This is a genomic window from Shewanella sp. MM_2022_3 (assembly GCF_022557375.1).
GTDB lineage: Bacteria > Pseudomonadota > Gammaproteobacteria > Enterobacterales > Shewanellaceae > Shewanella > Shewanella xiamenensis.
The window spans coordinates 110,696-134,129 of the sequence record NZ_JAKZGV010000007.1 but is presented as its reverse complement, the minus strand read 5'-3'; the positions used below and the strand labels follow the sequence as shown (position 1 = coordinate 134,129).

At 48.0% G+C, this 23,434-nt stretch carries 22 protein-coding genes and 1 pseudogene; 16 read left to right on the top strand and 7 right to left on the bottom strand.

Features of this window, described 5'->3' with window-relative positions; all coding sequences use genetic code 11:
• The first annotated feature begins 210 nt into the window (after positions 1 to 210).
• The 4 genes from MMG82_RS06700 (at position 211) to mog (ending at position 5,877) form a co-directional block, all read left to right on the top strand.
• Positions 211 to 1,431 (top strand): MFS transporter, encoded by a 1,221-nt coding sequence (locus tag MMG82_RS06700; RefSeq protein WP_241406655.1) that lies wholly within the window; start codon positions 211 to 213, stop codon positions 1,429 to 1,431.
• 257 nt (positions 1,432 to 1,688) lie between these two features.
• Positions 1,689 to 4,085 carry a TonB-dependent receptor gene (locus MMG82_RS06695; RefSeq protein WP_241406654.1) on the top strand — a complete coding sequence of 799 codons (2,397 nt, stop codon included), beginning with the start codon at positions 1,689 to 1,691 and terminating at the stop codon, positions 4,083 to 4,085.
• Positions 4,086 to 4,177: 92 nt separating this feature from the next.
• Positions 4,178 to 5,137, top strand: coding sequence for a carbohydrate kinase (locus MMG82_RS06690; RefSeq protein ID WP_241406653.1), 960 nt, complete (start codon positions 4,178 to 4,180; stop codon positions 5,135 to 5,137).
• Between the two features lie 206 nt (positions 5,138 to 5,343).
• Complete coding sequence (gene mog / locus MMG82_RS06685) at positions 5,344 to 5,877, top strand: molybdopterin adenylyltransferase (protein WP_088587005.1); 534 nt, start codon at positions 5,344 to 5,346, stop codon at positions 5,875 to 5,877.
• Between the two features lie 166 nt (positions 5,878 to 6,043).
• Here mog and MMG82_RS06680 read toward each other — a convergent pair whose 3' ends face one another.
• The 4 genes from MMG82_RS06680 to MMG82_RS06665 all read right to left on the bottom strand — a co-directional run bounded on the left by MMG82_RS06680 (position 6,044) and on the right by MMG82_RS06665 (position 9,949).
• Positions 6,044 to 6,304: a phage-shock protein gene (locus MMG82_RS06680; protein ID WP_037416192.1), complete on the bottom strand. Its 261-nt coding sequence runs from the start codon at positions 6,302 to 6,304 to the stop codon at positions 6,044 to 6,046.
• Between the two features lie 56 nt (positions 6,305 to 6,360).
• Complete coding sequence (locus tag MMG82_RS06675; RefSeq protein WP_037427971.1) at positions 6,361 to 7,500, bottom strand: ABC transporter permease; 1,140 nt, start codon at positions 7,498 to 7,500, stop codon at positions 6,361 to 6,363.
• Between the two features lie 91 nt (positions 7,501 to 7,591).
• Positions 7,592 to 8,326 carry an ATP-binding cassette domain-containing protein gene (locus MMG82_RS06670; protein ID WP_037416198.1) on the bottom strand — a complete coding sequence of 245 codons (735 nt, stop codon included), beginning with the start codon at positions 8,324 to 8,326 and terminating at the stop codon, positions 7,592 to 7,594.
• Between the two features lie 3 nt (positions 8,327 to 8,329).
• Positions 8,330 to 9,949, bottom strand: coding sequence for an alpha/beta hydrolase (locus tag MMG82_RS06665; RefSeq protein ID WP_241406652.1), 1,620 nt, complete (start codon positions 9,947 to 9,949; stop codon positions 8,330 to 8,332).
• Positions 9,950 to 10,041: 92 nt separating this feature from the next.
• Between MMG82_RS06665 and MMG82_RS06660 the strand changes: the two genes are divergently transcribed.
• From MMG82_RS06660 to MMG82_RS06630, 7 genes are all read left to right on the top strand, one after another.
• Positions 10,042 to 10,413, top strand: a complete 372-nt coding sequence (locus MMG82_RS06660; RefSeq protein ID WP_218678099.1) for a GntR family transcriptional regulator — start codon at positions 10,042 to 10,044, stop codon at positions 10,411 to 10,413.
• 40 nt (positions 10,414 to 10,453) lie between these two features.
• Positions 10,454 to 11,317: an ABC transporter ATP-binding protein gene (locus tag MMG82_RS06655; RefSeq protein ID WP_047536432.1), complete on the top strand. Its 864-nt coding sequence runs from the start codon at positions 10,454 to 10,456 to the stop codon at positions 11,315 to 11,317.
• Entirely contained in the window at positions 11,314 to 12,624 is a 1,311-nt protein-coding gene (locus tag MMG82_RS06650; protein ID WP_144376203.1) for an ABC transporter permease, read from the top strand. The genes MMG82_RS06655 and MMG82_RS06650 overlap by 4 nt, the downstream gene beginning before the upstream one ends.
• Before the next feature lie 128 nt (positions 12,625 to 12,752).
• A complete protein-coding gene (locus MMG82_RS06645) occupies positions 12,753 to 14,546 on the top strand; it encodes a long-chain fatty acid--CoA ligase (protein WP_047536437.1) in 1,794 nt (597 codons plus the stop codon).
• 140 nt (positions 14,547 to 14,686) lie between these two features.
• On the top strand, positions 14,687 to 17,176 hold the full coding sequence (locus MMG82_RS06640) for a hypothetical protein (RefSeq protein WP_047536439.1): 2,490 nt from the start codon (positions 14,687 to 14,689) through the stop codon (positions 17,174 to 17,176).
• Positions 17,177 to 17,283: 107 nt separating this feature from the next.
• Positions 17,284 to 17,694 (top strand): thioesterase family protein, encoded by a 411-nt coding sequence (locus tag MMG82_RS06635; RefSeq protein WP_023265906.1) that lies wholly within the window; start codon positions 17,284 to 17,286, stop codon positions 17,692 to 17,694.
• Between the two features lie 118 nt (positions 17,695 to 17,812).
• Entirely contained in the window at positions 17,813 to 18,361 is a 549-nt protein-coding gene (locus MMG82_RS06630) for an HPP family protein (RefSeq protein WP_039977429.1), read from the top strand.
• A 20-nt stretch (positions 18,362 to 18,381) separates the two neighbouring features.
• On the opposite strand, the gene MMG82_RS06625 is transcribed toward MMG82_RS06630, so the two are convergent.
• Both MMG82_RS06625 and MMG82_RS06620 read right to left on the bottom strand, forming a co-directional pair.
• A complete protein-coding gene (locus MMG82_RS06625; protein ID WP_241406651.1) occupies positions 18,382 to 18,645 on the bottom strand; it encodes a GNAT family N-acetyltransferase in 264 nt (87 codons plus the stop codon).
• A 60-nt stretch (positions 18,646 to 18,705) separates the two neighbouring features.
• Positions 18,706 to 19,134, bottom strand: coding sequence for a thioesterase family protein (locus tag MMG82_RS06620; protein WP_041416664.1), 429 nt, complete (start codon positions 19,132 to 19,134; stop codon positions 18,706 to 18,708).
• A gap of 148 nt (positions 19,135 to 19,282) precedes the next feature.
• Between MMG82_RS06620 and MMG82_RS06615 the strand changes: the two genes are divergently transcribed.
• A complete protein-coding gene (locus MMG82_RS06615) occupies positions 19,283 to 19,678 on the top strand; it encodes a GFA family protein (protein ID WP_241406650.1) in 396 nt (131 codons plus the stop codon).
• 61 nt (positions 19,679 to 19,739) lie between these two features.
• On the opposite strand, the gene mtnC is transcribed toward MMG82_RS06615, so the two are convergent.
• A complete protein-coding gene (gene mtnC, locus MMG82_RS06610; RefSeq protein ID WP_037427953.1) occupies positions 19,740 to 20,420 on the bottom strand; it encodes an acireductone synthase in 681 nt (226 codons plus the stop codon).
• A 372-nt stretch (positions 20,421 to 20,792) separates the two neighbouring features.
• On the opposite strand from mtnC, the gene MMG82_RS06605 reads away from it, so the two are divergent.
• The 4 genes and pseudogenes from MMG82_RS06605 (at position 20,793) to MMG82_RS06590 (ending at position 23,406) form a co-directional block, all read left to right on the top strand.
• The gene (locus tag MMG82_RS06605; RefSeq protein WP_239000470.1) at positions 20,793 to 21,215 is read left to right on the top strand and encodes a hypothetical protein; all 423 of its coding nucleotides are present in this window, start codon (positions 20,793 to 20,795) and stop codon (positions 21,213 to 21,215) included.
• 93 nt (positions 21,216 to 21,308) lie between these two features.
• Positions 21,309 to 22,311: pseudogene (locus tag MMG82_RS06600) on the top strand (DUF3137 domain-containing protein).
• Positions 22,312 to 22,337: 26 nt separating this feature from the next.
• Complete coding sequence (locus MMG82_RS06595; protein WP_037416240.1) at positions 22,338 to 22,547, top strand: hypothetical protein; 210 nt, start codon at positions 22,338 to 22,340, stop codon at positions 22,545 to 22,547.
• A 127-nt stretch (positions 22,548 to 22,674) separates the two neighbouring features.
• Positions 22,675 to 23,406, top strand: a complete 732-nt coding sequence (locus tag MMG82_RS06590) for a hypothetical protein (protein WP_055646909.1) — start codon at positions 22,675 to 22,677, stop codon at positions 23,404 to 23,406.
• Positions 23,407 to 23,434: the final 28 nt, after the last annotated feature.

The following is a 23,434-nucleotide window of genomic DNA, read 5'->3' as shown; positions in this document are numbered from 1 at the left end:
TTTATTTATAAATTGCGCAAACAAACTTAATCGATTAAGTTGTATATTTAACCAATGTGAAACATTATTCAAGTGGTTTGTTTTATTTTTGAGTTAGTCTTAGGTTTTGGGGGGATTAGCTCACTGCTGTACATAAATAATGCCTAAAGCTGTTTGGGGCTTAGCCAGCTTCAAAGGGAGTTAGGCGCGATAACGATAAGGTGAAACAGTATGGTAAGTGATTCAAATTCTGTAGAAAATCGCCATCACACTCGTATTAGAGTGCTGACGTATTTAATGTTTTTTATGTTTGCTATGACCTCCGATGCCGTGGGCGTGATCATCCCGCAGCTGATTGCTGAATTTGGCCTCTCTTTGTCTCAGGCGAGCGCCTTCCATTATATGCCGATGATTTTTATCGCAATAAGTGGCCTGTTTCTGGGTTTTTTGGCGGATAAAATAGGGCGTAAACTAACCATTTTATTAGGGTTGTTGTTGTTCGCTATTGCCTGTTTTTTATTTGCGCTTGGGGAGTCGTTTTATTATTTCCTGATGCTATTGGCCTTGGTGGGCTTGGCAATTGGGGTATTTAAAACTGGGGCTTTAGCCCTGATCGGTGATATCTCTCGGTCACCAAAACAACATTCCAGCACCATGAACACGGTCGAAGGATTCTTTGGGGTTGGCGCGATGGTGGGGCCAGCCATCGTCAGCTATCTGCTTATCAGTGGTGTGTCATGGAAGTATTTGTATTTTGGGGCGGGTGTATTTTGTCTGCTGCTCTGTTGGTTAGCGTTTAGGGCCGATTATCCGCAGGTTAAGCAATCCTCGACGGAAACAATTAATCTGGCGAACACCTTCAGTATGATGAAAAACCCTTATGCATTAGGGTTTTCCCTTGCGATTGGTTTGTATGTGGCCACCGAAGTGGCTATTTATGTATGGATGCCTAGCCTGCTGCAAGAGTATCAGGGGGATTACACTGCACTGGCGGCCTATGCCTTAACCCTCTTTTTTACCCTGCGAGCGGGTGGGCGGTTTTTGGGCGGATGGATATTAAATCACTTTTCGTGGCAACAGGTTATGTTCTGGTTTAGCTTGGCGATCAGCCTTTGCTATCTCGGTTCTATGCTCTATGGTGTTGAGGCCGCCGTTATTCTCTTGCCCCTCTCTGGGCTGTTTATGTCAATGATATATCCTACCTTAAACTCCAAGGGGATCAGTTGTTTCCCCGTGGCGCAGCACGGTTCTGTGGCTGGGGTTATCCTGTTTTTTACCGCGGTTTCTGCGGCGCTGGCTCCCCTTTGTATGGGGTTAGTTGGGGATATTTTCGGCCATGTGAAGTATGGCTTTTACCTCGCTACTGGGTTTGCCGTTTTGTTGTGTCTACTAGCGGGGGTTAATCTGATTAAAGATCCTTCCCAACCGCTGTTAAGCCGTGAAAGCGCTTGAATTGAAATGTGACAGAAAAAATTTTTATGTCACATTTCTCTAATGAATCAATTAATTGTCTGTTGTTCCCACTTTAAGTTTGTTGGTTTGTACAAAAAATGCACTTGCTTTTTGTTGTTTAGTTGCTAACTTGTTAACTTAATCGATTAAGATGTTTTTTAGTAAAGTGAAATAACAGGCTAATCGATTAACAACAATTTCAGTAGAAGTCGCCGTGGGGAGAGGGCGGCTTCTCAAATATGGGTGGGGACATAAAAATGATAAATCGCACATCACAACAATTCTTGTTAAGCACAATCGCCGTCTTGGTGAGTTCTCAGCTTTGGGCTGCCGATGCACCCGCGCAGGAAGAAACCAAGAAAGATGCGTTAGGCCTTGAGCGCATTACTGTTACGGGCGTGGCCCGTGGTACCCGCGTTATGGACTCAAGCGTGTCAGTCAGCAGCGTATCACTCGCGGAGTTGGAGGTTAGTACTCCACGTTCATCCGCCGAAGCGTTCCGGATCATTCCGGGCATGAAGGTGGAATCAACGGGCGGCGAAGGTAATGCTAACATTGCAGTCCGTGGCTTACCTGTGGCATCGGGTGGTGCTAAGTTTCTTCAAATTCAAGAAGATGGTTTACCAATTCTACAGTTTGGCGATATTGCCTTTGGTAATGCGGATATCTTTTTACGTTTAGACTCTACAGTACAAACCATTGAATCTATTCGTGGTGGTTCGGCATCCACTGCGGCGAGTAACGCTCCCGGCGGCATTATTAACGTGATCAGTAAAACTGGGAGCTCGGATGCTGGCAGCGTGTCTACCACCTTTGGCTTGGACTACGATACTTTCCGTACTGACTTTGAATATGGCTCGAGCATCAATGACAGCCTGCGTTTCCATGTGGGTGGTTTTGTGCGTACTGGTGAAGGCCCTCGCCAAGCAGGTTATGACGCCAACAAAGGTGGTCAGGTAAAAGCTAACATAACCAAAGAGTTCGATAGTGGCTATGTTCGTCTTTATTTCAAACATTTAGATGATAAAAGTATTGGCTACTTACCCATGCCAATGTATTCGGACGGTAGCTCTGTTCCTGGTTTTAATGCGAAATCCGATGCCATCCAGTCAGCTTATTTTCTCTCAACCCTGAGTTTAGGTGCCGATGGTGAGCGTCGTCGCGGCGATATGCGCGATGGGATGAATCCTGAGGTTAACTCAGTGGGATTAGAAGCTTCCTTTGATTTAGGCAATGACTGGCAGGTCGAAAACCGCTTCCGTTTCTCGGATGTGAGTGGCAATTTTATGGCGCCATTCCCAGCAGAAGTGGCTAATGGCGCCGACATTGCGGCCAGTATTGCGGGCACTGGCGCCAAGTTAATTTATGCCAATGGTCCTGATGCGGGCAATCCTATGGATGGACTCGCCATGCGGATCCATACCTTCGACGTTAAGATGAATGACTTTGGTTCAATCGTAAACGACTTAAAATTAACGAAAACCTTTGACGATACCAGCGTTACTTTGGGTTATTACAATGCCACCCAAAATATCAATATGACTTGGATGTGGAACTCCTATTTGATGGAAGTCAAAGGGGATAACGCCGCATTGCTTGATGTTGTGGCTGCCGATGGTACCGCCTATTCCGATGCTGGGCTCTACGGCTATGGTGTGCCTTATTGGGGTAATTGTTGCCAACGTAATTACGATACCGAATACAACATTAAGGCGCCTTATCTTGCGGTCGCGTCAAGCTTTGGGGATTTATCGCTGGATGCCAGTGTGCGTTACGACAGCGGCGATGCCAGTGGTTACTACGCTGGCAATGTGCAATCGCAAGTCGATATGAACTTGGATGGCGTAATCTCTATTCCTGAGCAAAGTGTCTCTTCTATCGATAATGCTAATCCGCAACCCGTGAATTATGACTGGAGCTACACCTCCTATTCACTCGGTGCAAACTATCAGTTTGACAGCGATTTAGCTGCTTTTGGTCGCTTGAGTCATGGCGGCCGTGCCAACGCGGATCGCCTGTTATTTGGTAAGGTTCGTGCCGATGGTTCAGTGGCAAAAGAAGATGCGGTCGATAATGTGGATCAATATGAGTTAGGCGTTAAGTACCGTTACGATGATTTATCGGTGTTCGCGACCGCTTTCTACTCCGAGACCGAAGAGCAAAACTTTGAGGCGACCAGTCAGCGTTTCTTCGACCGTAAGTACAAAGCCAAAGGAATTGAAATTGAATCGGCCTATTTTATCGGTGACTTCGATTTTAGGGGCAATGTCACTTGGACCGATGCTGAGATTGCTAAGGACGCTTTAACACCAGATGTTGTGGGTAATACTCCAAGAAGACAGGCCGACTTTATCTACTCGCTGATGGGCCGTTATAACTTTGACCAAGGTTCAGTGGGCATCAACCTGATTGGCACTACTGACTCCTATGCACAAGATAATAATGACCTCAAGTTTGATGGTTACAATCAGGTCAATGCCTTTGCAACCTACAACTTAACTCAGGCCTTAAGTGTCTCCTTAAACGTCAACAACCTGTTTGAAGCCACGGGTATCACAGAGGCTGAGGAAGGTTCTATTCCTGATAACAATATTATCCGCGCTCGCACCATTAATGGCAGAACCACGAGTGCAACCTTGAAATACGAGTTTTAATTCCGGCGGGTTTGAGGTTTAAAACCGACAATTTAAAAGGCCCATCCAGCATGGGCTTTTTGCTTAACTAATAGAAATATAAAGGGATCCATATGACGGTATTACTCAGTTTTGGAGAGGTGTTAGTGGATTTATTACCCACAGAGGCTAGCGACAAATCCCATCAAGCCATTGCGGGCGGCGCGCCTGCAAACGTGGCTGTAGGTTATGCCAAACTGGGCGGTAAGAGTTATTTTGCTGGCGGCATTAGCAGCGATGATTATGGCGCAATGTTAAAACAATCCCTCGAAAACGAAGGCGTTGCTACAGATTATTTGGCCGAAGTGCCAGGTGCGCCAACGGCGACAGTGGTGGTAAATTTGGATGAGAATGGTGAACGAACCTTCGAGTTTAACCGCCAAGGGACTGCCGACCTTTGCTATAGTCAGCGCCATTTCGATGCCATTCCATGGCCACAGATGGATGTTTTTCATCTCTGTTCCAACACCTTTACCGAAGCGAGCATTTTTAACGCGAGCATCTATGGTGCCCGTTGCGCTAATTCATTCAATAAGATAGTGAGTTTTGATGTTAACTTGCGCTTATCACTCTGGCCCGATACCGCATTGCTTGCAGAGCGAGTAGAGCAGTGTTTTCGTTACACACAAGTGCTGAAAATGAGCCGTGAAGAAGCCGACTATTTAGCCTTAACGCGGAATAAGAGTTTCGAAGATTATTTGCAGTTTTGTTTGGCGCAAGGTGTTGAAGTGATTCTAATTACTGACGGCGCCAATCCAGTGCAGTGCATCACAGTAGATGAGCGATTTAGCGTGCCAGTCCCCCAAATTAAAGCCGTTGATACCACGGCGGCGGGCGACAGCTTTATGGCGGGATTTTTGTTTGCACTGGGTTCTGAGTTGGAGTTTGATCTCGAGCATTTAACCTTAAAACATCGACTTGCATGTCAGGCACAGTTGCGCAAGGCGGTTGAGTTTGCGGTGCGTTGCGGTGCTGTAACCTGTTGTCAGAAGGGCGCTTTCCCTGCTTTACCCACATTGTCGCAGGTGAGTTAACCCTTTAGTCCAAACTATTAAGCTAAGGTGAGCTATGGCTTGTCTTAGCTTTTTTCGAGCATATTGCGCGAACTTCATCACGTTTTACTTGCCCCATTGGCCGAGCATTTGTGCTATTTTAGCTGCGGCTTATAGTCGAAGGAGCATAGGTTTCTCCTCTGCTTTCGGTCGATATGGTTTTATTTCAACATGATTGGGGATTTCCTATGAGCAAAGCAAAAATCGGGATTGTAACGGTGAGCGATCGTGCCAGCGCGGGGATTTATGAGGATATCTCGGGCAAGGCGATTATCGACACCCTCAATGATTACCTCACCAGCGAGTGGGAGCCGATTTATCAAGTGATCCCCGACGAGCAGGATGTGATTGAAGCGACCCTGATCAAGATGGCCGATGAGCAGGATTGCTGCTTGATTGTGACCACGGGCGGTACTGGCCCAGCAAAACGCGATGTGACGCCCGAGGCGACTGAGGCCGTGTGCGATCGTATGATGCCGGGCTTTGGCGAGTTGATGCGCGCTGAGTCATTAAAGTTTGTGCCTACGGCGATTCTCTCGCGCCAAACTGCGGGCTTACGGGGGGATTCATTAATTGTGAACCTGCCGGGCAAGCCTAAATCAATCCGTGAATGTTTAGATGCGGTATTCCCAGCGATTCCTTACTGTATCGACCTGATGGAAGGGCCGTACCTCGAGTGTAACGAAGCCGTGATGAAACCTTTTAGACCTAAGGCAAAATAATCCGCGCTGCAAGATTGCATAAACCCAAGCCTAGCTTGGGTTTTTTATTGGCATTTGTTGTGGACTGTTGTGGTCGCGCTAAGTCGCAACTACGCAGCTTGACTTAGCGCCTATAGACACAGCTTTAATACTCTGTAATACGAGTTTAACTGCGGTGCATTAATGACTATTTTAATGCCTCAATTTGCTGTGCCAGTGTGGTTTTAGCGGCGTTGTCCTCTGCATCTGTCACTATGCGCTCCAGCACTTGTACTCGTTCAATCAGTACCTGATTTTGTAGACTCAGCTGGGTGAGTTTATCCTCAAGCTGTCGATCGTTTCCGCCACCCAGTTGGCGCATTTTTAGGTAATGCTTAAACATCTCTGTGGCGCTTACACCGATAATAAAGGTCACCATAATGACCATGATAATAAATTCTTTTTCCATGATTGGCTCCTTAACTCAATGTTAGGGCGCGGCGCGCCCTCTGTGGGTTGATAGTGTTACAAACCGAAGATCACTTTTTCGCTCTTTAACGATTTTTCCATGCCGAATGCCAGTATTACCGCAATGGCGAGTGTGCCCAAGGTCGATACCAGCAATTGCAGCATGTTCATATCTTTACCTTTAATAAAGTCCATCAGTGCCTGTTGCTGACCCGAAACGGGCAACCATTGCAGGACGTCGGGCGCGATGTTGTAGCTGGCGGCCATCGACAGTGCCAAGGGCACAAACAGCACCATGGTTAGATAGGACTGGGCTTCTTTAAAGGTTTTGGCCATAAAGGACACAAACAATTGCAAACAGGCAGCCATCAGGGCGACTGGGATACCAACTAGCAGCATCAACGCCATAAATTCGCTGGTAATGCTGACGCTAAAGCCGAGTTCCTGCCAAGGCACGAAGGTATAGGCGACCTTAGATACTAATAAAATCAACACTAAGCCGAGCAGGGCAAACAGGCCGACAGCAATGATTTTAGAGAGCACTAATTGGCGCGTGGTCAGCGGATGGCTGAGTAACAATGCCAAAGAGTTACGTTCACGCTCACCGGCGCTGGTGTCGATGGCCAAGTTCATCCCCGAGATAAACACTGAGTAAATCATAGTGAAAATGGCGATGCCTAAGATCATCCCGCCCTTAGAGTCGGTGGTGGCTTGGTCGTGCACATTCACTTTCAGTGGCTGCACCACGCGAGGGTCGATGCCACGGGCGATTAAGCGTAGGCTGCCCATTTCGGCGCTGTAGGCCTGCAACTGTTTCTCTAAGCGGCGAATCGAGTTTTGCAGTTTTTCCTCTGAGTTATCGGCCACGATAGTGATCTCGGCGCCTTTGCCTTGGTTCATCTGCTTGGCATAGTCGGGGCTGATAATCAGCTCGATGGCTTTCAGATCCTTAGCGCCTGCTTCGCCCTGAGTAATCCCCTTGTTGGACAAAAATCTCACTAAGTCCGGTGCTTTGTCGGGGTTAGTGATGCTGATTTTCAGATCGTCCGGGCTGGTCAGTTGGCCGATAAGCACCATAAATAGGCCGCACATGATCAGCGGCGTGCCTATGGCGTAGTAGAGGCCCGCCATCACAGAGCGTTTATCGCGGGCGGCGTCTATCAGTTCCTTGCGAACCATTGCGATGATTTTGTTCATGATTATTCCTTATCCCAAGTTTGTCTGTTCGCTATTAAGTCGAAGCAGGCGTTATCGCAATTTGTATAAGCGTTGATGTAGCTGTGAGTCATCATGCGGCAATACCCTCATCGGTGCCGATCAGCTGGATAAAGGCATCTTCGAGTGAGGCCTTACCCGTTTGTGCGCAAAGCTGTTCTGGGCTGCCGATGGCCACCACTCGGCCCTGTGCCATCACAATCACTTGGTCGCACAGCGCCGCGACTTCCTGCATCACATGGCTGGAAAACAGCACACAATGCCCTTGGTTTTTAAGGTCGATAAGAATATCGCGCAGCAAGCGAGTGCTCATTACATCCAGCCCACGGGTCGGTTCGTCGAGGATAATATTGCTCGGACTGTGGACTATGGCTTGGGCGAGGGCGGTTTTCATTCGTTGCCCTTGGGAGAAGCCTTTACAGCGGCGATCGCTAATATCTTCGAGGCGCAGTTTGGCGATAACCTTGCTGGTGGCCTCCTTGGCGTCACTGGCGGATAAACCGCTGAGTTCGGCGAAGTAACGGATATATTCCCGCGGCGTGAGGCGCTCATACAGGCCAAATGGATCGGGGAATAAGCCGAGTTGCTGCTTGGCACCAATTGGGTCGATGGCGACATCGATACCTTCAATTTCTGCCGTGCCAGTATCGGGTTTCAGCAGGCCAAAGATAGTGCGTAAACAGGTGGTTTTACCCGCGCCATTGGGGCCGAGCAGGCCGGTGATCTGGCCGTTTTCAGCAACAAAACTCAAATCGTTTAGGGCCTGCACTTCGCCGATGCGCTTAGAAAGATGGGATACTTTGATCATGACTTACTCCTTGGCTCCAGTGCTGGGCTTATCTTTGGGCTTATCTTTGGAAGAGTGGGTTGCATCTTCGGTCGCGAGTGGTTCAACTGAGCTGGCGTTTAAATAGAAACTGCGGCGCACATCCTTTTTCAAACATTCACCATCGAGATCTTTAACCGAACCAGTACGCACTAACTCGGCAACTAGGTTATTGGCGCAGGACTGATAGGCCACGCCATGGGTCGCATAAGGTGCGACCAAGTGTTTAGCGTTGGTGAGTTTTTCCATGGCAAGTTCCGCCCAACTTGGTGGTGTGGCAGGGTCTATTTCGCCCGACAGCAACAGCGTGGGGATATCACTCTTAATAGGCTCGCTAAAGCTGGCATCGACGGGTGGCACTTTCCACACAGAGCATGATGCCTCTAGGCCTTCGAGCATAGATTTGCCAACATAGGAGGTTTTTGCCTGTTCACGCATCGCTGGGGTGATGCGATGGATGTCTTCACCGCAAACTACGGAGGCGTGCATGCCCATTGCCATGCCTGCACCATCGGTAGTTAAGGCATACAATCCGAGTAGCGGTTGATAGTTACCTTTGGCGGCTTGATGAATCGCATGGGGCACTAAGGCGCGCACATTGGTTTGATACAGTGCCATTCTGATCGCGCCATAAAACTTCGCTCGGGTGAGCGTGAGTAAGGTCTTTTCACCCGTGACCGGGTCGTGTACTTGCTCCATCACTGGCCCTTCGGTCAGTCTTGCGACCACTTGGTCAAACTCGGCCCTGAGCTCAGGAAACTCGGCATGGCAGGCCGCGGTGTCTTGGCAATCTTTAAACAATAAGTCAAAGCCGCGCTCAATTGCCGAGCCGATTTCTAATACGCTTTGCTGCATCGGCACTACGCCGTCTAAGGTAACTGTGGCTAAGTGCTCGGGATACAAACGCATATAGAGCTGCGCCATGCGTGTGCCGTAAGAAATGCCGTATAAGTGCAGCTTTTTGTAGCCTAAATGGGCGCGCACGGCTTCGAAGTCTGCCACGGCATTGAGACTGCCGTATTGGGTGACATCGCTACCCGTTAATTGATCTCGGCATTTTTGCGCCTCGGCTAAGCTATCAACATTGTCATCGTTGAGGGCGAGTAAGGATTGTTCACCTGCATCGCAATTCAATAGATTTGAGCGACCTGTACCGCGTTGATCAATCAGCAAAATATCCCGCTGCTGACGCACTTTATTCAGCATGCTATCAAAGCTTGCCGCATTATCGATGGCCGATTGACCTGGGCCGCCTGCTATCGCCAGCAGTGCTTCTTCATGATTGACGTTTTTCACCGCAGGCAAGACCACATAATGCACTTGGATCTGTTTGCCATCGGGCTTGTTGGGATTCTCTGGCACAGTCACAAAGCCGCAGTTTAAACGGTCCGAAACACCTTCTACATAACAGGTATTTGTGGGGGTTGTTGAAGGAGCTGATTTTTCACTTGCCCAAACCGTTGCGCTAGCCATAGCGAGCATAAGTGTGCTCAAGCCTATGATTTTGCGAGTTGAAATATGTTTATGCCAGCCAGTGTTTGAACGCTTAATCGCAACGCAAGCGCCGGCATTATGGGACTTCCTGTGGATCATGCTATCTATCATGAGCGCTTTCCTTTTTGCATTTCAGGATGAGTGTGATACTTTAAATACAGTGTATCGGTGTATCAATGTATTAATACAGTGTGTAAAGCCTAATGTTAGAACTTTTAAATGTCAACCCCAGCAGTGGTGAGCCAATTTACAAGCAATTACACGAGCAAATCGTGCGCTTGATTGTGGGCGGCCAACTGCAAGAGGAAGACGTATTACCCTCAGTGCGCCAGATTGCGGAATACCTTGCGGTGAACCCGATGACAGTATCTCGCGCGATTCAGCAATTGGTGGATCAGGGCTGGTTAGAACGCCGCCGTGGGCAGGCGACTCGGGTTGCTGCCCGTACCGAGGCGATGGAGTCGGGCGTGAGTCTGCTTGAGCCACAATTAGAGGGCTTATTGGCACAAGCCAAGCAGCTGGGCGTGAGCCTGCCCGAGTTGCTGCAATTGATTAACGATCGCTGGCAAGCCTAGTCGGCCCAAGCGAAAACGAGAATAAAAAGGACGCAATTCGATGGATCAAGAGTTTCCCCCAATACTTGAGTTTTCTAAGGTAAACAAAGTTTTTCGTGGAAAAAATGGCGTTGAAAAACAGGCGTTAAAGGATCTGTCCTTGTGCTTGTCTGCCGGGATGGTGGTTGGCTTATTGGGACAAAATGGTGCGGGTAAATCGACCTTAATGCGCTGCGCTTTGGGGATTCTTTCGCCCGATTCGGGTGACATCCGCACCTTAGGTGAGACGCCGGAACAACTTTCGTCAGCCGCAAAGGAGCGCCTTGGTTATGTGCCACAACAGCCCTTTGGTTATGAAGGTTTTACCGTTGAGCGCGCTCTTGATTTACACCGCAGCTTTTATCCCCATTGGGACATGCAGTTAGAGCAAGATTGGCTTGCCCGCTTTGAGTTAGATGTCAGCCAACAGGTACAACGTCTGTCCGTTGGGCAGCGTCAATCCTTGGCCTTGATCATGGCGATGGCCTATCGTCCCGAGTTGCTGATCCTCGACGAACCTGTGGCCAGCCTCGATCCTATCGTCAGACGCAAATTTATGGTCGATTTGTTCGACTTGGCCCTCGAATCCGGCTCGGCGGTGCTGTTTTCATCCCATATCACCTCAGATTTAGAGCGGGTCGCTAGTCATGTGGCACTGATTAAACAGGGCGAATTAGTGCTGTTTAAGGAAATCGATGCTCTACGGGAAGAGGTGCGTCTACTCAAACTGGCTGTGGGTACGGAGTTGCCTGAGCAGGTGCGTATTTTGAGCCGTGATGGTAATTCTGTGCTGGTGGATAGTGGCGCAATCGATCTCAATCTTCCCGGCGTGCAGCGAAGTGAAGCGCTTAATTTGGAGCAACTCTTTGTGGAGTTACACAAATGAGTTCAGCTAAACCGCTTGTGCAACCTACTGATAAGCCTGTAACACAGCATTCAATCAATCCCTTTAACGGCATGCTGCGCCTGTGGTTATTTGATGTCGGCAGTGTGAGTTTTTTGGGTACCGGATTATTTGGCTTAGCCCTGAGCGTTTTGGCGGGATGGGCTGGGCAGAAGGAGAGTTTTGATATTTTTGTCGGCATGGGGATTGTCTCTACCTCAGCTGCGGTCGCGTGGCAGTTGATTCGCTTGATGGCGAGTGAGTGCTCAATCTTAATCCCCCGTTATCGGCAGAATATTTTTATCCAGTGCGAGGTGATGCTCATTGGCGTGTTTAGCCTTGCGGTGCTTTTATGCGTATTGTTTGACTTTACCTCTAGCCTGTCGTTACTGGTGTTTGCCCAAGGGATAAGCTTAGGTTTTATTTTGCTGTGTCTGCGGCAAACCCAATGGTTTTACTCCTCATTTTTACTGTTTATTTTAGTGCCGTTTTCTAGCGCTTTGGCTGAGCAAGTACCATTGTGGCTGAGCATCATAGTGCTGTTTGTGTTTGTCGTTCTGATTTGGCGCCGCTGCCTAGTATTACCTTGGCGGGTGGAAGCACGCAGTGTGTACCTCAACGGGTTAGAAATGGGCTGGTTTTGGTTGCCTAATCTGCAATCCATGCGGTTTTTGAGCCGTTTCGAGCGTTATTTGCATCCGGTTAACTTTTTTATCGGGCCGATGTTAACCGTATTGCTGTTGTTGCTGCCCGTGCTGACATTAGTGCTGGGGGTATTATCCCATCAGTTTAATTGGGATTTTCCGGTGTTACTGCTACTGGCGCAGTTTTGTGTGATCAGCTGTTCGCTAGTGCATTGGAGTCGGGTGCAACGAGCGCGTGCAACAGAGTTACTGTTGTTGATGCCGGGTTTTGATGGCAGAACTGGTTTGGTTAATGCTTTTGCCCGAGGACAGCAACGATTGCTGTATCTCATCAGTGTCGGCATGTTGCTCTGTAGTGTGTTTATTACTTGGCTCAATGGCGAGATGAGTGTGCCATTGCTGGCGCATTTAGTGATGAGCACCTATTGGGCTTGTGCCTTGGTGTTAGGGCTAGGTTGCCTGTGCCGCCGAGTGTTACAGGTTAGCTTGACTATGCTGGTGGTGCTGGGGCATTCACTATGGGTGTCTATCAGTTTAGCGGCATTGCAGCATGATGGTCATCTATATTATTGGTTAATAGGCGATCTTTTACTGGTTGTGTTGGGGCAAATTGCCCTGTTTGGCGGCCGTAAAAAGTTATGGCGGGGCGATATCGTTGGGCTGTAATCGGCCTTAAATGACGTGATTTGGGCGACATTTGCACAAGATTAGAGCAAAAACTCTTAGTTTTTAGCTTGCCTTCAGGTAGAATGCTGCAAAAGCGGAACACTTGTAAGCTAAAAGGTGAGTCACTCATGTCGCTCGAACAATATCACGTAATTCGACTATTACAGCAGCAAAGCCAGTCGTTAAAGGAGGCTATTGCGCTGGAAGGTTTTGAAATGGCAGCCCCTTGGCATCAAGTCAGTTGGCAGGCATTTGATGAGATCAGCCATAAAATTGCACAAGTGTTGATTCAACTCGGCGTACAAGTGCAAGACCGCTGTGTGATCCTGTCACAAAACTGCCCACAATGGACCTGTGCCGATATCGGCATTCTGAAAAGCCGTGCCATTGTCGTGCCCATTTATCCAACCAGTACCTTAGAGCAAGCCAGCTTTATCATTAATGATGCGGCGGCTAAGGTGATTTTTGTCGACGACGCTAAGCAATATGCGCTGGCCTGCGAGCTACAAAAACAGTGTCCAACCCTAGAGCATGTGATTGTGTTCGATGCCTCAGTTCAGTTGGCTCAGGATAAACCTCAGCATAGACATTTAGATAACGTGCTAGCGCAGGCATATGACCAAAGTGCCGAGCTGGAGCAACGCTTAAAAGACGCGAATCTTGATGATCTGTTAACCCTGATTTATACCTCCGGCACCACGGGTGATCCTAAGGGCGTCATGCTGGATTACCGCAATATGGCTTCGACTGTGCGTCAGCACGATCAGATTTTGCCTTTTAATGCTGGCGATGTGTCTTTAGCTTTCCTACCTCTAAGCCATGTGTTTGAGCGTAGCTGGAGTTTCTACGTTTTATGCCGTGGTGGCCATAATGTCTATCTGCAAAATACCCAAAGAGTAAAAGAAGCGATAAGTGCTGTGCGTCCGCATACCTTGTGTGTGGTGCCGCGTTTCCTCGAGAAGGTTTACAGCGCAGTACAGGATAAGGTAGCGAAATCCGCAGAGGGTCGTAAAAAATTATTTGCTTGGGCGATGGGAGTTGGCGAGCGTCAGTTTGAAGTGAGCCAAGGCCGCGCTAAGGGCGGTTTGTGGTTATCCTTGCAATGGCGTTTGGCGAACAAATTGGTTTACAGCAAGTTGCAGGCAGTGCTCGGTGGACGCTTAAAGTTTATGCCCTGTGGCGGTGCTGCACTTGATTTAAATGTGGCGTCTTTTTTCCATGCTATTGGTATTCCTGTGCTTTGTGGCTATGGCATGACCGAAACAAACGCTACTGTGACCTGTAACACTTTGGATAACCGTGTCGCGGGGTCAAACGGTAAAGTCTTGCCCGAAATCGAAATTAAACTGGGTAAAGACGATGAAATCTTAGTCCGTGGCGACACTGTGATGCGCGGTTATTACAATCGCCCTGAAGATACTGCCGCCGCCTTTGAAGACGGCTGGTTAAAAACCGGTGATGCGGGACGACTCGATGCCCACGGCAATTTGTTTATTACCGATCGTATTAAAGAATTGATGAAGACCTCTAACGGTAAATATATTGCACCGCAAAGGGTTGAGGGTGCTGTTGGGTGTTGTCCTTTTATCGAACAAGTGGCGGTGATTGCCGATGCGCGTAACTATGTGACGGCGCTGATTGTGCCAGCCTTTGAATCCCTCGAAGCATGGGCAAAGGAAAAAGGCTTAAAGTATGAGTCGCCTATTGAGCTGCTGCGCCATAGCCATGTGGTTGAGCATTTCGAGCAGCGTCTCAAACAGCTCCAGCAGGAGTTGGCTGGTTTTGAGCAAATCAAAAAGTTTACCCTGCTGCCGGAAGCTTTTTCGATGGAGGCAGGATTAATCACGCCGACGCTTAAGTTGCGTCGCAAAATGATTTATCACAAGTACGCCCATGAAATTAATGCTATGTATAATAATTGATTGTTAAATATTTGATCTTAAAAGGCCGCTTAGCGGCCTTTTTTGTCTCAACTACTTCCTGACGCATAGTTCTTAGCTTAAAATTCGCCCCGTTTACTGGTGCGCACGAGGCGCAAGGTGTCGGTGTAAAGGATAGTTAAATGGAACTTTCGATTCGTCGTTTATGCGCCGCGGTCGGTGCGGTGTGGTTATCTTCTTTTGTGGTCATTCCTGCTGCGGTTGCGGCGGAATATGACAAAATGGTTCACGGTCCCGTGGATCTTCCCAATGGCCAATGGCTTAATTTTTATCAAAAAGATCAACAGGTATGGGGCGAAATGCTCTATGGCGATGCGCCCGGTGTGCGTATTGACGATTACGGCCGCGCTGAAATCGTGGCGGTGTTTTACCATGACTTTGACAAGGGCGGTACTAAGGAAGTTATCGTCATGCTCAAGGATGCCGATGGTCAGCATCTACGGGGTTATGGCTTTGAGGGTGAAGAGCTAACTAAATTGCCACGCTTGCAAGCCGTGCTCGATGAAGTTGTACCAACCATTAGCACCTTTACCGTCGGCGGCGTTCGCAAGGTGTTAAGCCAGCTGCCACCACAGCAGTATCGTATGACCTATGAGGCGGAAGGGGTAAAAGATCCTGATATTAAAGCGATTTTAGATGGTACCTCTAAGCTCAAACCAACACTAATTGGTTATCGCAATTCTGAAGGCACAGCGGCGGATGTAAAAACCGCAGTGGAATACAAGCTGCGCTATCCCGTGACTCGCACCGATAAGGATGCCGAGGGGCGTGAACGAAAATATAGTCTAGTCGCCACGTTTGATCGCAGTGCTTACGTCGAAGAAGATGGCAGTTTTATGTTAGTCGCCATTGGTTATGAGGCCGACGATGTCGATTGGCTTAAAAATGGCAGCGAAAAAATCCCGCGAACAGGGCCTTTTTACGAATTCATGAGCATGGGCAGTACTTGGGCTGGTGTTGCCAGTGAAGCCAATTATGTTCAAGGCGAACTTGATGGTCACTTTGCCGCCTACGATGCCCGCAATGGCAGTGTGATGTATGCTGGTGACTATAAGCTGGGCAAACAAGTGGGTAAATGGATAGAAGCCGACAGCCGTGAAACCTATTGGGAGGGCGAGTACCTCGACGGCCAAAAGCAGGGTAAATGGGTATTGCAGTCCATTATGGATGACGCCGATAACTACGGCTTTATTCACTACAACAAGGGCGTGCCCGATGGCCCGAGTGAAATCTATACCCCAGATTACGATTCCGGCACCGAAGGCGCGAAGAAATTATCCGAAAAGGGCATTTATCTCAATGGCGTAAAAGACGGTGAGTGGCTTGAGTCCGATGGTAGCAAAGGCCAATACCAAAAGGGTGTGAAGCAAGGCGCTTGGGTAGAAAAGGTCACCCAAGGGGATTATCGCTTTCAAAGCGGTGAAGGCAGCTACCTCGATGGTAAACGTTCAGGCACTTGGGTCTATATTCGAACCCCAGATGCTAACGATGCATTTACCACTAGACAATCGGTGACTTACCTCTACAAGACCGAAGTCAACTATGAGAACGGCCTACGCCAAGGTGAGGCTAAGTTATTCAATAAAGATAATTTTATGTTTGCCCTTAAACATTATGATAAGGGCAGACTCCACGGTGAGAGTCTATGGTATTCAGCCCCGAACACTGTCAGCAATGTAGCTAACTATCGTCAAGGCGAGTTAGATGGCCCACAAATGTGGCTCGAACCTAACGGCGATCTGAATGAGTTGAGTCAGTATAAGTTCAATGACGCTGTAAAACTTAAACCCTCGCAGGATGAATGCATGATGCGAAAAGAGCCTTATGCAGGCGATTGTGAGGGTGTAATAAACACAAACAATGCCGAGACTAGCTCGATTAAAGATGGTGAGCAGCGAGTGTATCGCGGCGGCCGACTATCCGAATTAAGCTATTACACTAATGGGTCAGTCGATAAAGAATATCGATTTGATTCTAACGGCCGCTTAATGTCCTTGCAGACTTATAAAGCGGGTAAGGAATATGGCCCAAGCATTCGCTATTCCACCGACGGCGGCTATTCGCTCGTACAATATGGTCATCTTATCAATAACCGTCTTTCTGGCCCCCATTACACTTTTTATCCGAACGGTCAGTTAAAGAGTTTGTGGAACTATTGCCAGCAAGAAGGCGAAACCTGGAACGGTGAACCTTATTTCTGGGATAACGCCATTGCGCGCTGTGGTATCCAGCGGGAGTATTTTGATAATGGTGCCGTGAGTTGTATCGAGGATCTCGACAGCAATTATGCCGTGGATAAAGTCTGTTATGACCAGAATGGTAAGTTAGCCAGCGAAATGCTGCGGATTGATGAGCAACATGTGGTGCATAAGCGCTATATCAACGGAGTGATCTATCAGGAAGAACCTGGATTCTCGGATTTTTCCCATGTGACTAAGGGGCGCAAAATCTATCACTTAGAAAACCCCAAAAGCCATGGCGTGTTTAAGTCCTACGACAGCAGTGGCAAGCTCAAATACGAAAAAATCTATGATATGGGTAAGGCTGGCTGTATGAAAAAATACGATGCCAATGGCAAGCAAACCCCAGAGACCGCGAGCTGCCAGTTCTAGCATCGCGCTTCTTATTTCTGTTAGGCTTGGTAGGGATAAACGGGGCAATCACCTCGTTTATCCCATTCACAGCATAAAAGTATAAGAACAACAAAAGGGAAGTTTGCATGTCAGTCACCGAATACAGCCTGGACATCCAGCCAAGATTTACCGAAACCGATGGTCTAGGCCACATCAACAACACAGTGATCCCCGTGTGGTGCGAGGCGGCGCGCACGCCAATCTTCGAGATTTTTAATCCCGAGTTGGATTTGCATCAGTGGAACCTCATAGTGGCAGGCTTTACCGTGGCCTTTATCGCGCCGACATACTACGGCAAGAGTGTGACGGTGAAAACCTATGTTAGCCGTATCGGTAATAGCAGTTTCGAGCTGACCCAAAGCTGTTGGCAGGCTGGCAATAAAACCGCCGAAGTGAAAACCACCTTAGTACACTACGACTACAGCTGCGAGAAGAGTCGCCCTATCCCCGAAGATATTCGTGAAATCTTAGCTAGCCTGAACGGCGAAACTGCTTAAGTCCGGTATTCGCTTTCACCGCACAATTGCAATTGCGCGGTGAAAACGTTAACGTGGCGGCCGCAAATGTGATGCGGATCACTTATCCGCGCCTTTATTCCTCCCGGCCGGATCTAGCATGAGATTTTACTTCACCCGAATGCGTTCTAAGGACATCTGTCCGCCACGACAACCCCTGAAAAAGATCGTTTGGTCATGGGTAGGGGCCTTTTGTGGCATTTACTTAGTCGCCAGTCTCGCCACTTATATGGGTGATAATCTGCTTGGCACCATGTTTGTGATTGGCTCATTTGGGGCGTCGGCGGTATTAGTGTATGGCGCGCCGCTGGCTGAGTTTTCTCAGCCACGTAACTTGATTGGTGGCAGTGTGCTATCGGCACTGATTGGTGTGGCTGTTTATCAGGTATTTGCCGATTATATGGTGCTCGCGAGTGCGTTAGCGGTATCACTTGCCATCGCATTGATGTACTTAACCCGCACGCTGCACCCACCGGGCGGCGCAACGGCATTAATTGCTGTGATAGGCGGTGATAACGTGCATCAACTCGGGTTTCTCTATGCGGTGATGCCAGTCTTTCTCGGCTCACTGCTGCTATTGCTGGTGGCGCTGGTCGTGAATAACCTCTCCACCGATCCCAAACGCCACTATCCAGTGTATTGGATTTAGCTTACCTGTTGCGAAGCCTGTTATTTCAAAAACTTCTGCACATACCAACAGCTGGCTCCTATCTCAAACTCTTGGGCTTTGGCCCATTTTAGGCCATGGCGAACTAAACGTTCGGCAAGACCTTTGCCACGCAGTTTGTCGGGCACAAAGGTACGACTAAAATCGATGTGCTGACCATTGAGCCGATATTCCAGTACCGCCTCATGCCCATCAACGGGGATCACAAAGCGTTGTTTATCATGTTGATGTTCAACGATGGTTTCGATTTGCTCTTTTTCTGGCATACATACTCCTACTGAATTTGGCTTAAGGTGTGCTGGCAATTAAGCCTGCGACTCGGTAGCTTAAGCTTGCTCGTGTTGTTTAAGAATGGCGAGTAATTCTGTGGGAAGCTCGGCTTTTTGACCTGTTTTAAAGTTAAACATCACGGCAACCGAGGTGCCTAGGGTTGTAATTGCCTGCTGCTGTTTACTAAACGCCTGATAATGCATGGTAAATCTGTCGCTTTGAATATCGCTGATACTCACGCTGACCAATAGGGTATCGGGGAAGGTTACTGGACGTTTATAGCGGGCTTGATTCTCGCTAATCACAGGACCAACACCGGATTTATACAGGGCATCGAGTGGAAAGAGACGGTTGAAAAAGTCGATACGTGCGGTTTCAAAATAACGGAAATAGACCACGTTGTTGACGTGTTGCAGCGCATCCATTTCGCCCCAAGCTACGGGGATTTCGGTCACTATGGGATGCTGTGCGAGAAACTTTTCTATTGGACTTAGTGTTGGACTTTCCATTGTATTACTCATAGTCAAAAGCTCTAGTTAAAACGCTCGTTTAAGAAGCCAGACTAGCAGTATAAGATAGCTACGACAAGCCTTAGGCAATAGTGACAACATTAAGTGAAGCAAGGAGTTGGCGATGATAAAACAGATTGGGGATACGGTTATTCAGGCAACACATTTTGCGTCTTGCCATTGTAGCGCTGTGGTGTTGGAGTTATCGCTGCCCAATGGCATTGAAAAGCCAAGGCGTTGTGATTGCTCAATCTGTCGGCGCAAGGGCGCTATCGTCTGTTCAGTGCCGCTGGCGGGATTGAAGATTATCAAAGGCGAGGCCGTATTAAAGTGCTACGAATTTAATACCAAAACGGCCAAACATTACTTCTGCTCTGTGTGCGGCATTTATACCCATCATCAAAGGCGCTCTAATCCCAATGAATATGGCTATAACCTTGGTTGCCTCGAAGGCGTGAATCCCTATGAATTAGGCGATGTGCCCGTTTGCGATGGGGTGAATCACCCTGCGGATAGGTAGATGTGATTGCCAGAAAAACAAAAAGCGACCCTAGGGTCGCTTTTGATGTGCAGTGCCGATGTTACTCGATCACTAGCTCATCGAAACTGCTGATAGTGCGAAAATCGCCCGTGCGCTGCTTGCTGTCGCGAACCATTTGGCAGGTCATCATGCCGGCTGCGTCAGCTGCTTTTAATTCTTCAATCACATCAGACACAAATAGCACTTGCTTAGGGCTTAAGCTGATGGTGTTGAGAATATTGCAGTAAGCTTGTTTATCTAATTTGTTACCTGTACGGGTATCAAAATGACCGTTAAACATCTCGGTTAAATCACCGCCATCGCTGTGGCTGAATAACAGTTTTTGGGCATCGACAGAGCCCGATGAGAAACTGTAAATACGCAGATTTTGTGCGCTAAAACGTTTAACTGCTTCGATAAAGTCAGGGAAGATATGGCCCTTAAACTCGTCATGGGCATAACCTTGCTTCCAAATTAACCCCTGTAGGGTTTTGAGCGGGGTCGCTTTGCGGTCTTCACGAACCCACTGCTGTAAAATTTCAGTCACGCGCGCTAAGTCAGCATCTGGCTCTAGGGCGATATCTCGGGTGTCGCAGATACAGTTTTCCACCAAAACATTGTGTTGGTTCTGCGCTAAAAAGTCTGGCAAGGCTTTGACAGAATAGGGGAATAGCACATCTTGGATAAAGGTTAGGTCTGTCGTGGTGCCTGCTGTGTCTACGACTATGGCTCTGATACCCATAATGTTTTGATACTCCACAATATGTTGGCTAAAAAATGCAACCCTGATCCTAAGCGTTATTGGGGTAATTGGCTAGTGGATTTCACCTTTAAGCCAAGGGAGAATGTGCGCCATATCACTAACTCATTTGGCTGAAAATCAATTAAATGAGTAATTTTAGAGGCTTATCTAGTGGATATAGGTGAAATACTGGATCTAGTGTGGGGAATTATGCTGTTTATAATCCAGCAGTTTGTTGTCGACATAAGACTATGGTCTTAATAGCTAAGGGAAATTTTGGCTGTTATTGTTGCTTTACTCTCTTTCGACTGAATTTGTGCGCCTTTACGATTTAAAGATTGGATTGAGCGCGTAGCAATGATGAGGCTGTTTATGAAATATTTACCCGCATTAGGCTTAGGTATTCTGTTGGCGGTATTGAGCTTTACGAGTTTTGCACTGGTTGCCAGTGCTGGCTATATGCATGCCTTGCTCGGGAGCGTCGATAATCTTAGCCACACTAGTCCGGTTTATCTGGGGTTAGCTGCCCATGATGCGGGCTTATTATTGCTGCTCTCTGGGCTGATGCTATTTAGCTATCAGCGGCTTTTCCCTCGATTACCATTCGATTGGTACACTGCGGTGGCGATGCAAATGCCACTGGGTTTATTGGTGCTGTGGGCGGATGGGGTTTCCTTTAATCTCACGGACTTTTACGGTGTAGCTAGAGCTTTAACTCTCTTTAGCGCCGCCTTTGGTGTGCTGATTATTTTTGGCTTACTGCAACGCCGTGGCCGCAGGCTTGCTCAGGCTTAATGGGTCATTTGTAGGCCTTAAACTGGCCTTGCAGGAATAAAATCCGTAAAATCATTGGCCTAAATGGATTTGAGTCGTAAAGAGTAGGAGCCAATGAGTTCGATTGAATTTGATATTCCCGAAGAGCACCGCATTCCCTTTCTGAAGTATTACAAACAAAAAATCGCCCCTAAATGTGCACCGTTTGAAGCAAAACGTGAAGGCGTAAACCAAAGGCGGCGTGAAAATGCCAAGTTCACCACCCCAATCTACTACCTATGCATCACGGTGATTTTAGGGGCATTCGCTGGGCTGCTCGGGGTGCAGTTTATGCTGGTGCCTATGGATTATTTTGTGCCTTTGATGATTGGCGTGTTTCTGCCCGTTCCGGTGATAGCGTTAGTGGTCATTGCCTCGGGTAAGGAAAGCGATGAACTCTATAATGCTGCCTTTGAAAAACTCTATCCCATTAGCCTTAAGTATTTTGGCGATGACTTTGCGCTAACGAGGGCGCCTAAGGTCGATTTCTCTCTCTTCCTTGAGCTGGGGCTGCTGCCTAAAACCGATAAGCAGTATGCGCAAAATTGCCTTAAGGGAACCTATAACAAGGTGTCGTTCCAGTTTTACGAGGTCGATGCTTACAACACTAAATCGAACAATAATGGCTCGGTTGAGCGGGAAACCATCTTCAATGGTGTACTGCTGGTGTGCAATATTCCTAAGCGATTCAACGGTACTACCTTGTTAGTCACGGATAAGGGCAGTTTAAAAAATCGCCTTGAGGGGTTTAAGACAAAGCTGTCGCGGGTCAAGCTTGAGGATGTGCGGTTTGAGCGTTGCTTTGAGGTGTATAGCAGCGACCAAGTCGAGGCGCGCTACTTACTCAATCCTTTGATGATGGAAAATCTGTTGGCTTTGAGCCGCGAATTAAATGCCGAAGTTGAAGCCTGTTTCTATCAAAAACAATTACTAATAAAGATCCCGACTAAACACCATTTCTTTATCAATCAACTGCCCCATCGATTTTAAGCTCAATATCGAGCGGATGTTCACCGAGTTAGGCTATACCTTCTCGATCATCGATACTTTAAAACTTGATAAGCATACCGGGCTATAGTCAGGCTCGTAAATTTAGAGGAATGTATGTCGCCAGATAATCAAATAGTGTTTAAATCGCTGATTGGCTATGGTTCATTTTTCTTTATGATTTGGCTTGTTTTATCAGCGGTACTTATTTTATCGGGGTCAGCTACTTTTTCAGTAAAAGGCTTAGCGGGTGCATTTGTAGTATTACAGATCCCGACGTTATTTCTGGTCATTAAAACAAAGCTTCGGATTAATCAAAATCCATAAAAGAGTCAAATACCTGTTATAGGATGTCATGCTAGGCAATATTGCAGTCCCATAAAACATGACTTTTGGCACTTATGGGTGACTCCCCGTGCTCGTTACTATCAAGCTTCAACTTTGATGGAGCAAGATGATGAACACGATTTTCACCCTGTCGCAATTTGTGCATATTACCGCGGGCGCACTGGCATTAGTGTTATTTTGGATGCCTGCCATGCTGAAAAAGGGCAGCGCGAATCACAGTCGTTTTGGCCGTTATTATGTCTATGCCATGTACACAGTGGCGGCGACGGGCGTGGCGATGGCAGCGACGGGCCTCATTGATCCGCTCGCGGTGATTAAACAGCCTGCGGCCAACGCCGATGCTTTAGCAGAGCAGATTGCGGATCGTAAAAATGCTTGGATATTTCTCATCTATATCAGCTTGTTAACTCTAGTGACCGTTAGGCATGGCGTGTTGGTTCTGCGTTATAAGGCGCAGCGTCAGCAATTAACATCGCCGCTGCATTTGTCGTTAATGCTGAGCTTAACGTTACTTGGCCCTGTGATGGCGCTATGGGGATACCAAGAAAAGCTGATCCTCGCGGTGATTTTCGGCCTGTTAGGCACTACGGTTGGGGCGGGATTCCTGCGCTATAGCTTTAAGGCAACGTTGACCAAATTAGAATGGTGGATAGAGCATTTAGGCGCGATGATTGGCTCGGGTATCGCCTGCTACACCGCCTTTTTCGCCTTTGGTGGCAGCCGTTTGTTTATCGACCATGGTAATTTGCGTCTGTTGTCGTGGACACTGCCAGGTGTTGTGGGTTTTGTAGTCATCCGCTATTTAAGTGGCAAGTATCAGCGTCGTTTTGCGGATTAACCTGAAACGTAAAAGCATAGGGAGCCGT

Bases quoted from the DNA above. Each gene is read 5' to 3' on its own strand.
- MMG82_RS06700 (WP_241406655.1), top strand. From the start codon at position 211: ATGGTAAGTGATTCAAATTCTGTAGAAAATCGCCATCACACTCGTATT.
- MMG82_RS06695 (WP_241406654.1), top strand. From the start codon at position 1,689: ATGATAAATCGCACATCACAACAATTCTTGTTAAGCACAATCGCCGTC.
- MMG82_RS06690 (WP_241406653.1), top strand. From the start codon at position 4,178: ATGACGGTATTACTCAGTTTTGGAGAGGTGTTAGTGGATTTATTACCC.
- mog (WP_088587005.1), top strand. From the start codon at position 5,344: ATGAGCAAAGCAAAAATCGGGATTGTAACGGTGAGCGATCGTGCCAGC.
- MMG82_RS06680 (WP_037416192.1), bottom strand. From the start codon at position 6,304: ATGGAAAAAGAATTTATTATCATGGTCATTATGGTGACCTTTATTATC.
- MMG82_RS06675 (WP_037427971.1), bottom strand. From the start codon at position 7,500: ATGAACAAAATCATCGCAATGGTTCGCAAGGAACTGATAGACGCCGCC.
- MMG82_RS06670 (WP_037416198.1), bottom strand. From the start codon at position 8,326: ATGATCAAAGTATCCCATCTTTCTAAGCGCATCGGCGAAGTGCAGGCC.
- MMG82_RS06665 (WP_241406652.1), bottom strand. From the start codon at position 9,949: ATGATAGATAGCATGATCCACAGGAAGTCCCATAATGCCGGCGCTTGC.
- MMG82_RS06660 (WP_218678099.1), top strand. From the start codon at position 10,042: ATGTTAGAACTTTTAAATGTCAACCCCAGCAGTGGTGAGCCAATTTAC.
- MMG82_RS06655 (WP_047536432.1), top strand. From the start codon at position 10,454: ATGGATCAAGAGTTTCCCCCAATACTTGAGTTTTCTAAGGTAAACAAA.
- MMG82_RS06650 (WP_144376203.1), top strand. From the start codon at position 11,314: ATGAGTTCAGCTAAACCGCTTGTGCAACCTACTGATAAGCCTGTAACA.
- MMG82_RS06645 (WP_047536437.1), top strand. From the start codon at position 12,753: ATGTCGCTCGAACAATATCACGTAATTCGACTATTACAGCAGCAAAGC.
- MMG82_RS06640 (WP_047536439.1), top strand. From the start codon at position 14,687: ATGGAACTTTCGATTCGTCGTTTATGCGCCGCGGTCGGTGCGGTGTGG.
- MMG82_RS06635 (WP_023265906.1), top strand. From the start codon at position 17,284: ATGTCAGTCACCGAATACAGCCTGGACATCCAGCCAAGATTTACCGAA.
- MMG82_RS06630 (WP_039977429.1), top strand. From the start codon at position 17,813: ATGAGATTTTACTTCACCCGAATGCGTTCTAAGGACATCTGTCCGCCA.
- MMG82_RS06625 (WP_241406651.1), bottom strand. From the start codon at position 18,645: ATGCCAGAAAAAGAGCAAATCGAAACCATCGTTGAACATCAACATGAT.
- MMG82_RS06615 (WP_241406650.1), top strand. From the start codon at position 19,283: ATGATAAAACAGATTGGGGATACGGTTATTCAGGCAACACATTTTGCG.
- mtnC (WP_037427953.1), bottom strand. From the start codon at position 20,420: ATGGGTATCAGAGCCATAGTCGTAGACACAGCAGGCACCACGACAGAC.
- MMG82_RS06605 (WP_239000470.1), top strand. From the start codon at position 20,793: ATGAAATATTTACCCGCATTAGGCTTAGGTATTCTGTTGGCGGTATTG.
- MMG82_RS06595 (WP_037416240.1), top strand. From the start codon at position 22,338: ATGTCGCCAGATAATCAAATAGTGTTTAAATCGCTGATTGGCTATGGT.
- MMG82_RS06590 (WP_055646909.1), top strand. From the start codon at position 22,675: ATGATGAACACGATTTTCACCCTGTCGCAATTTGTGCATATTACCGCG.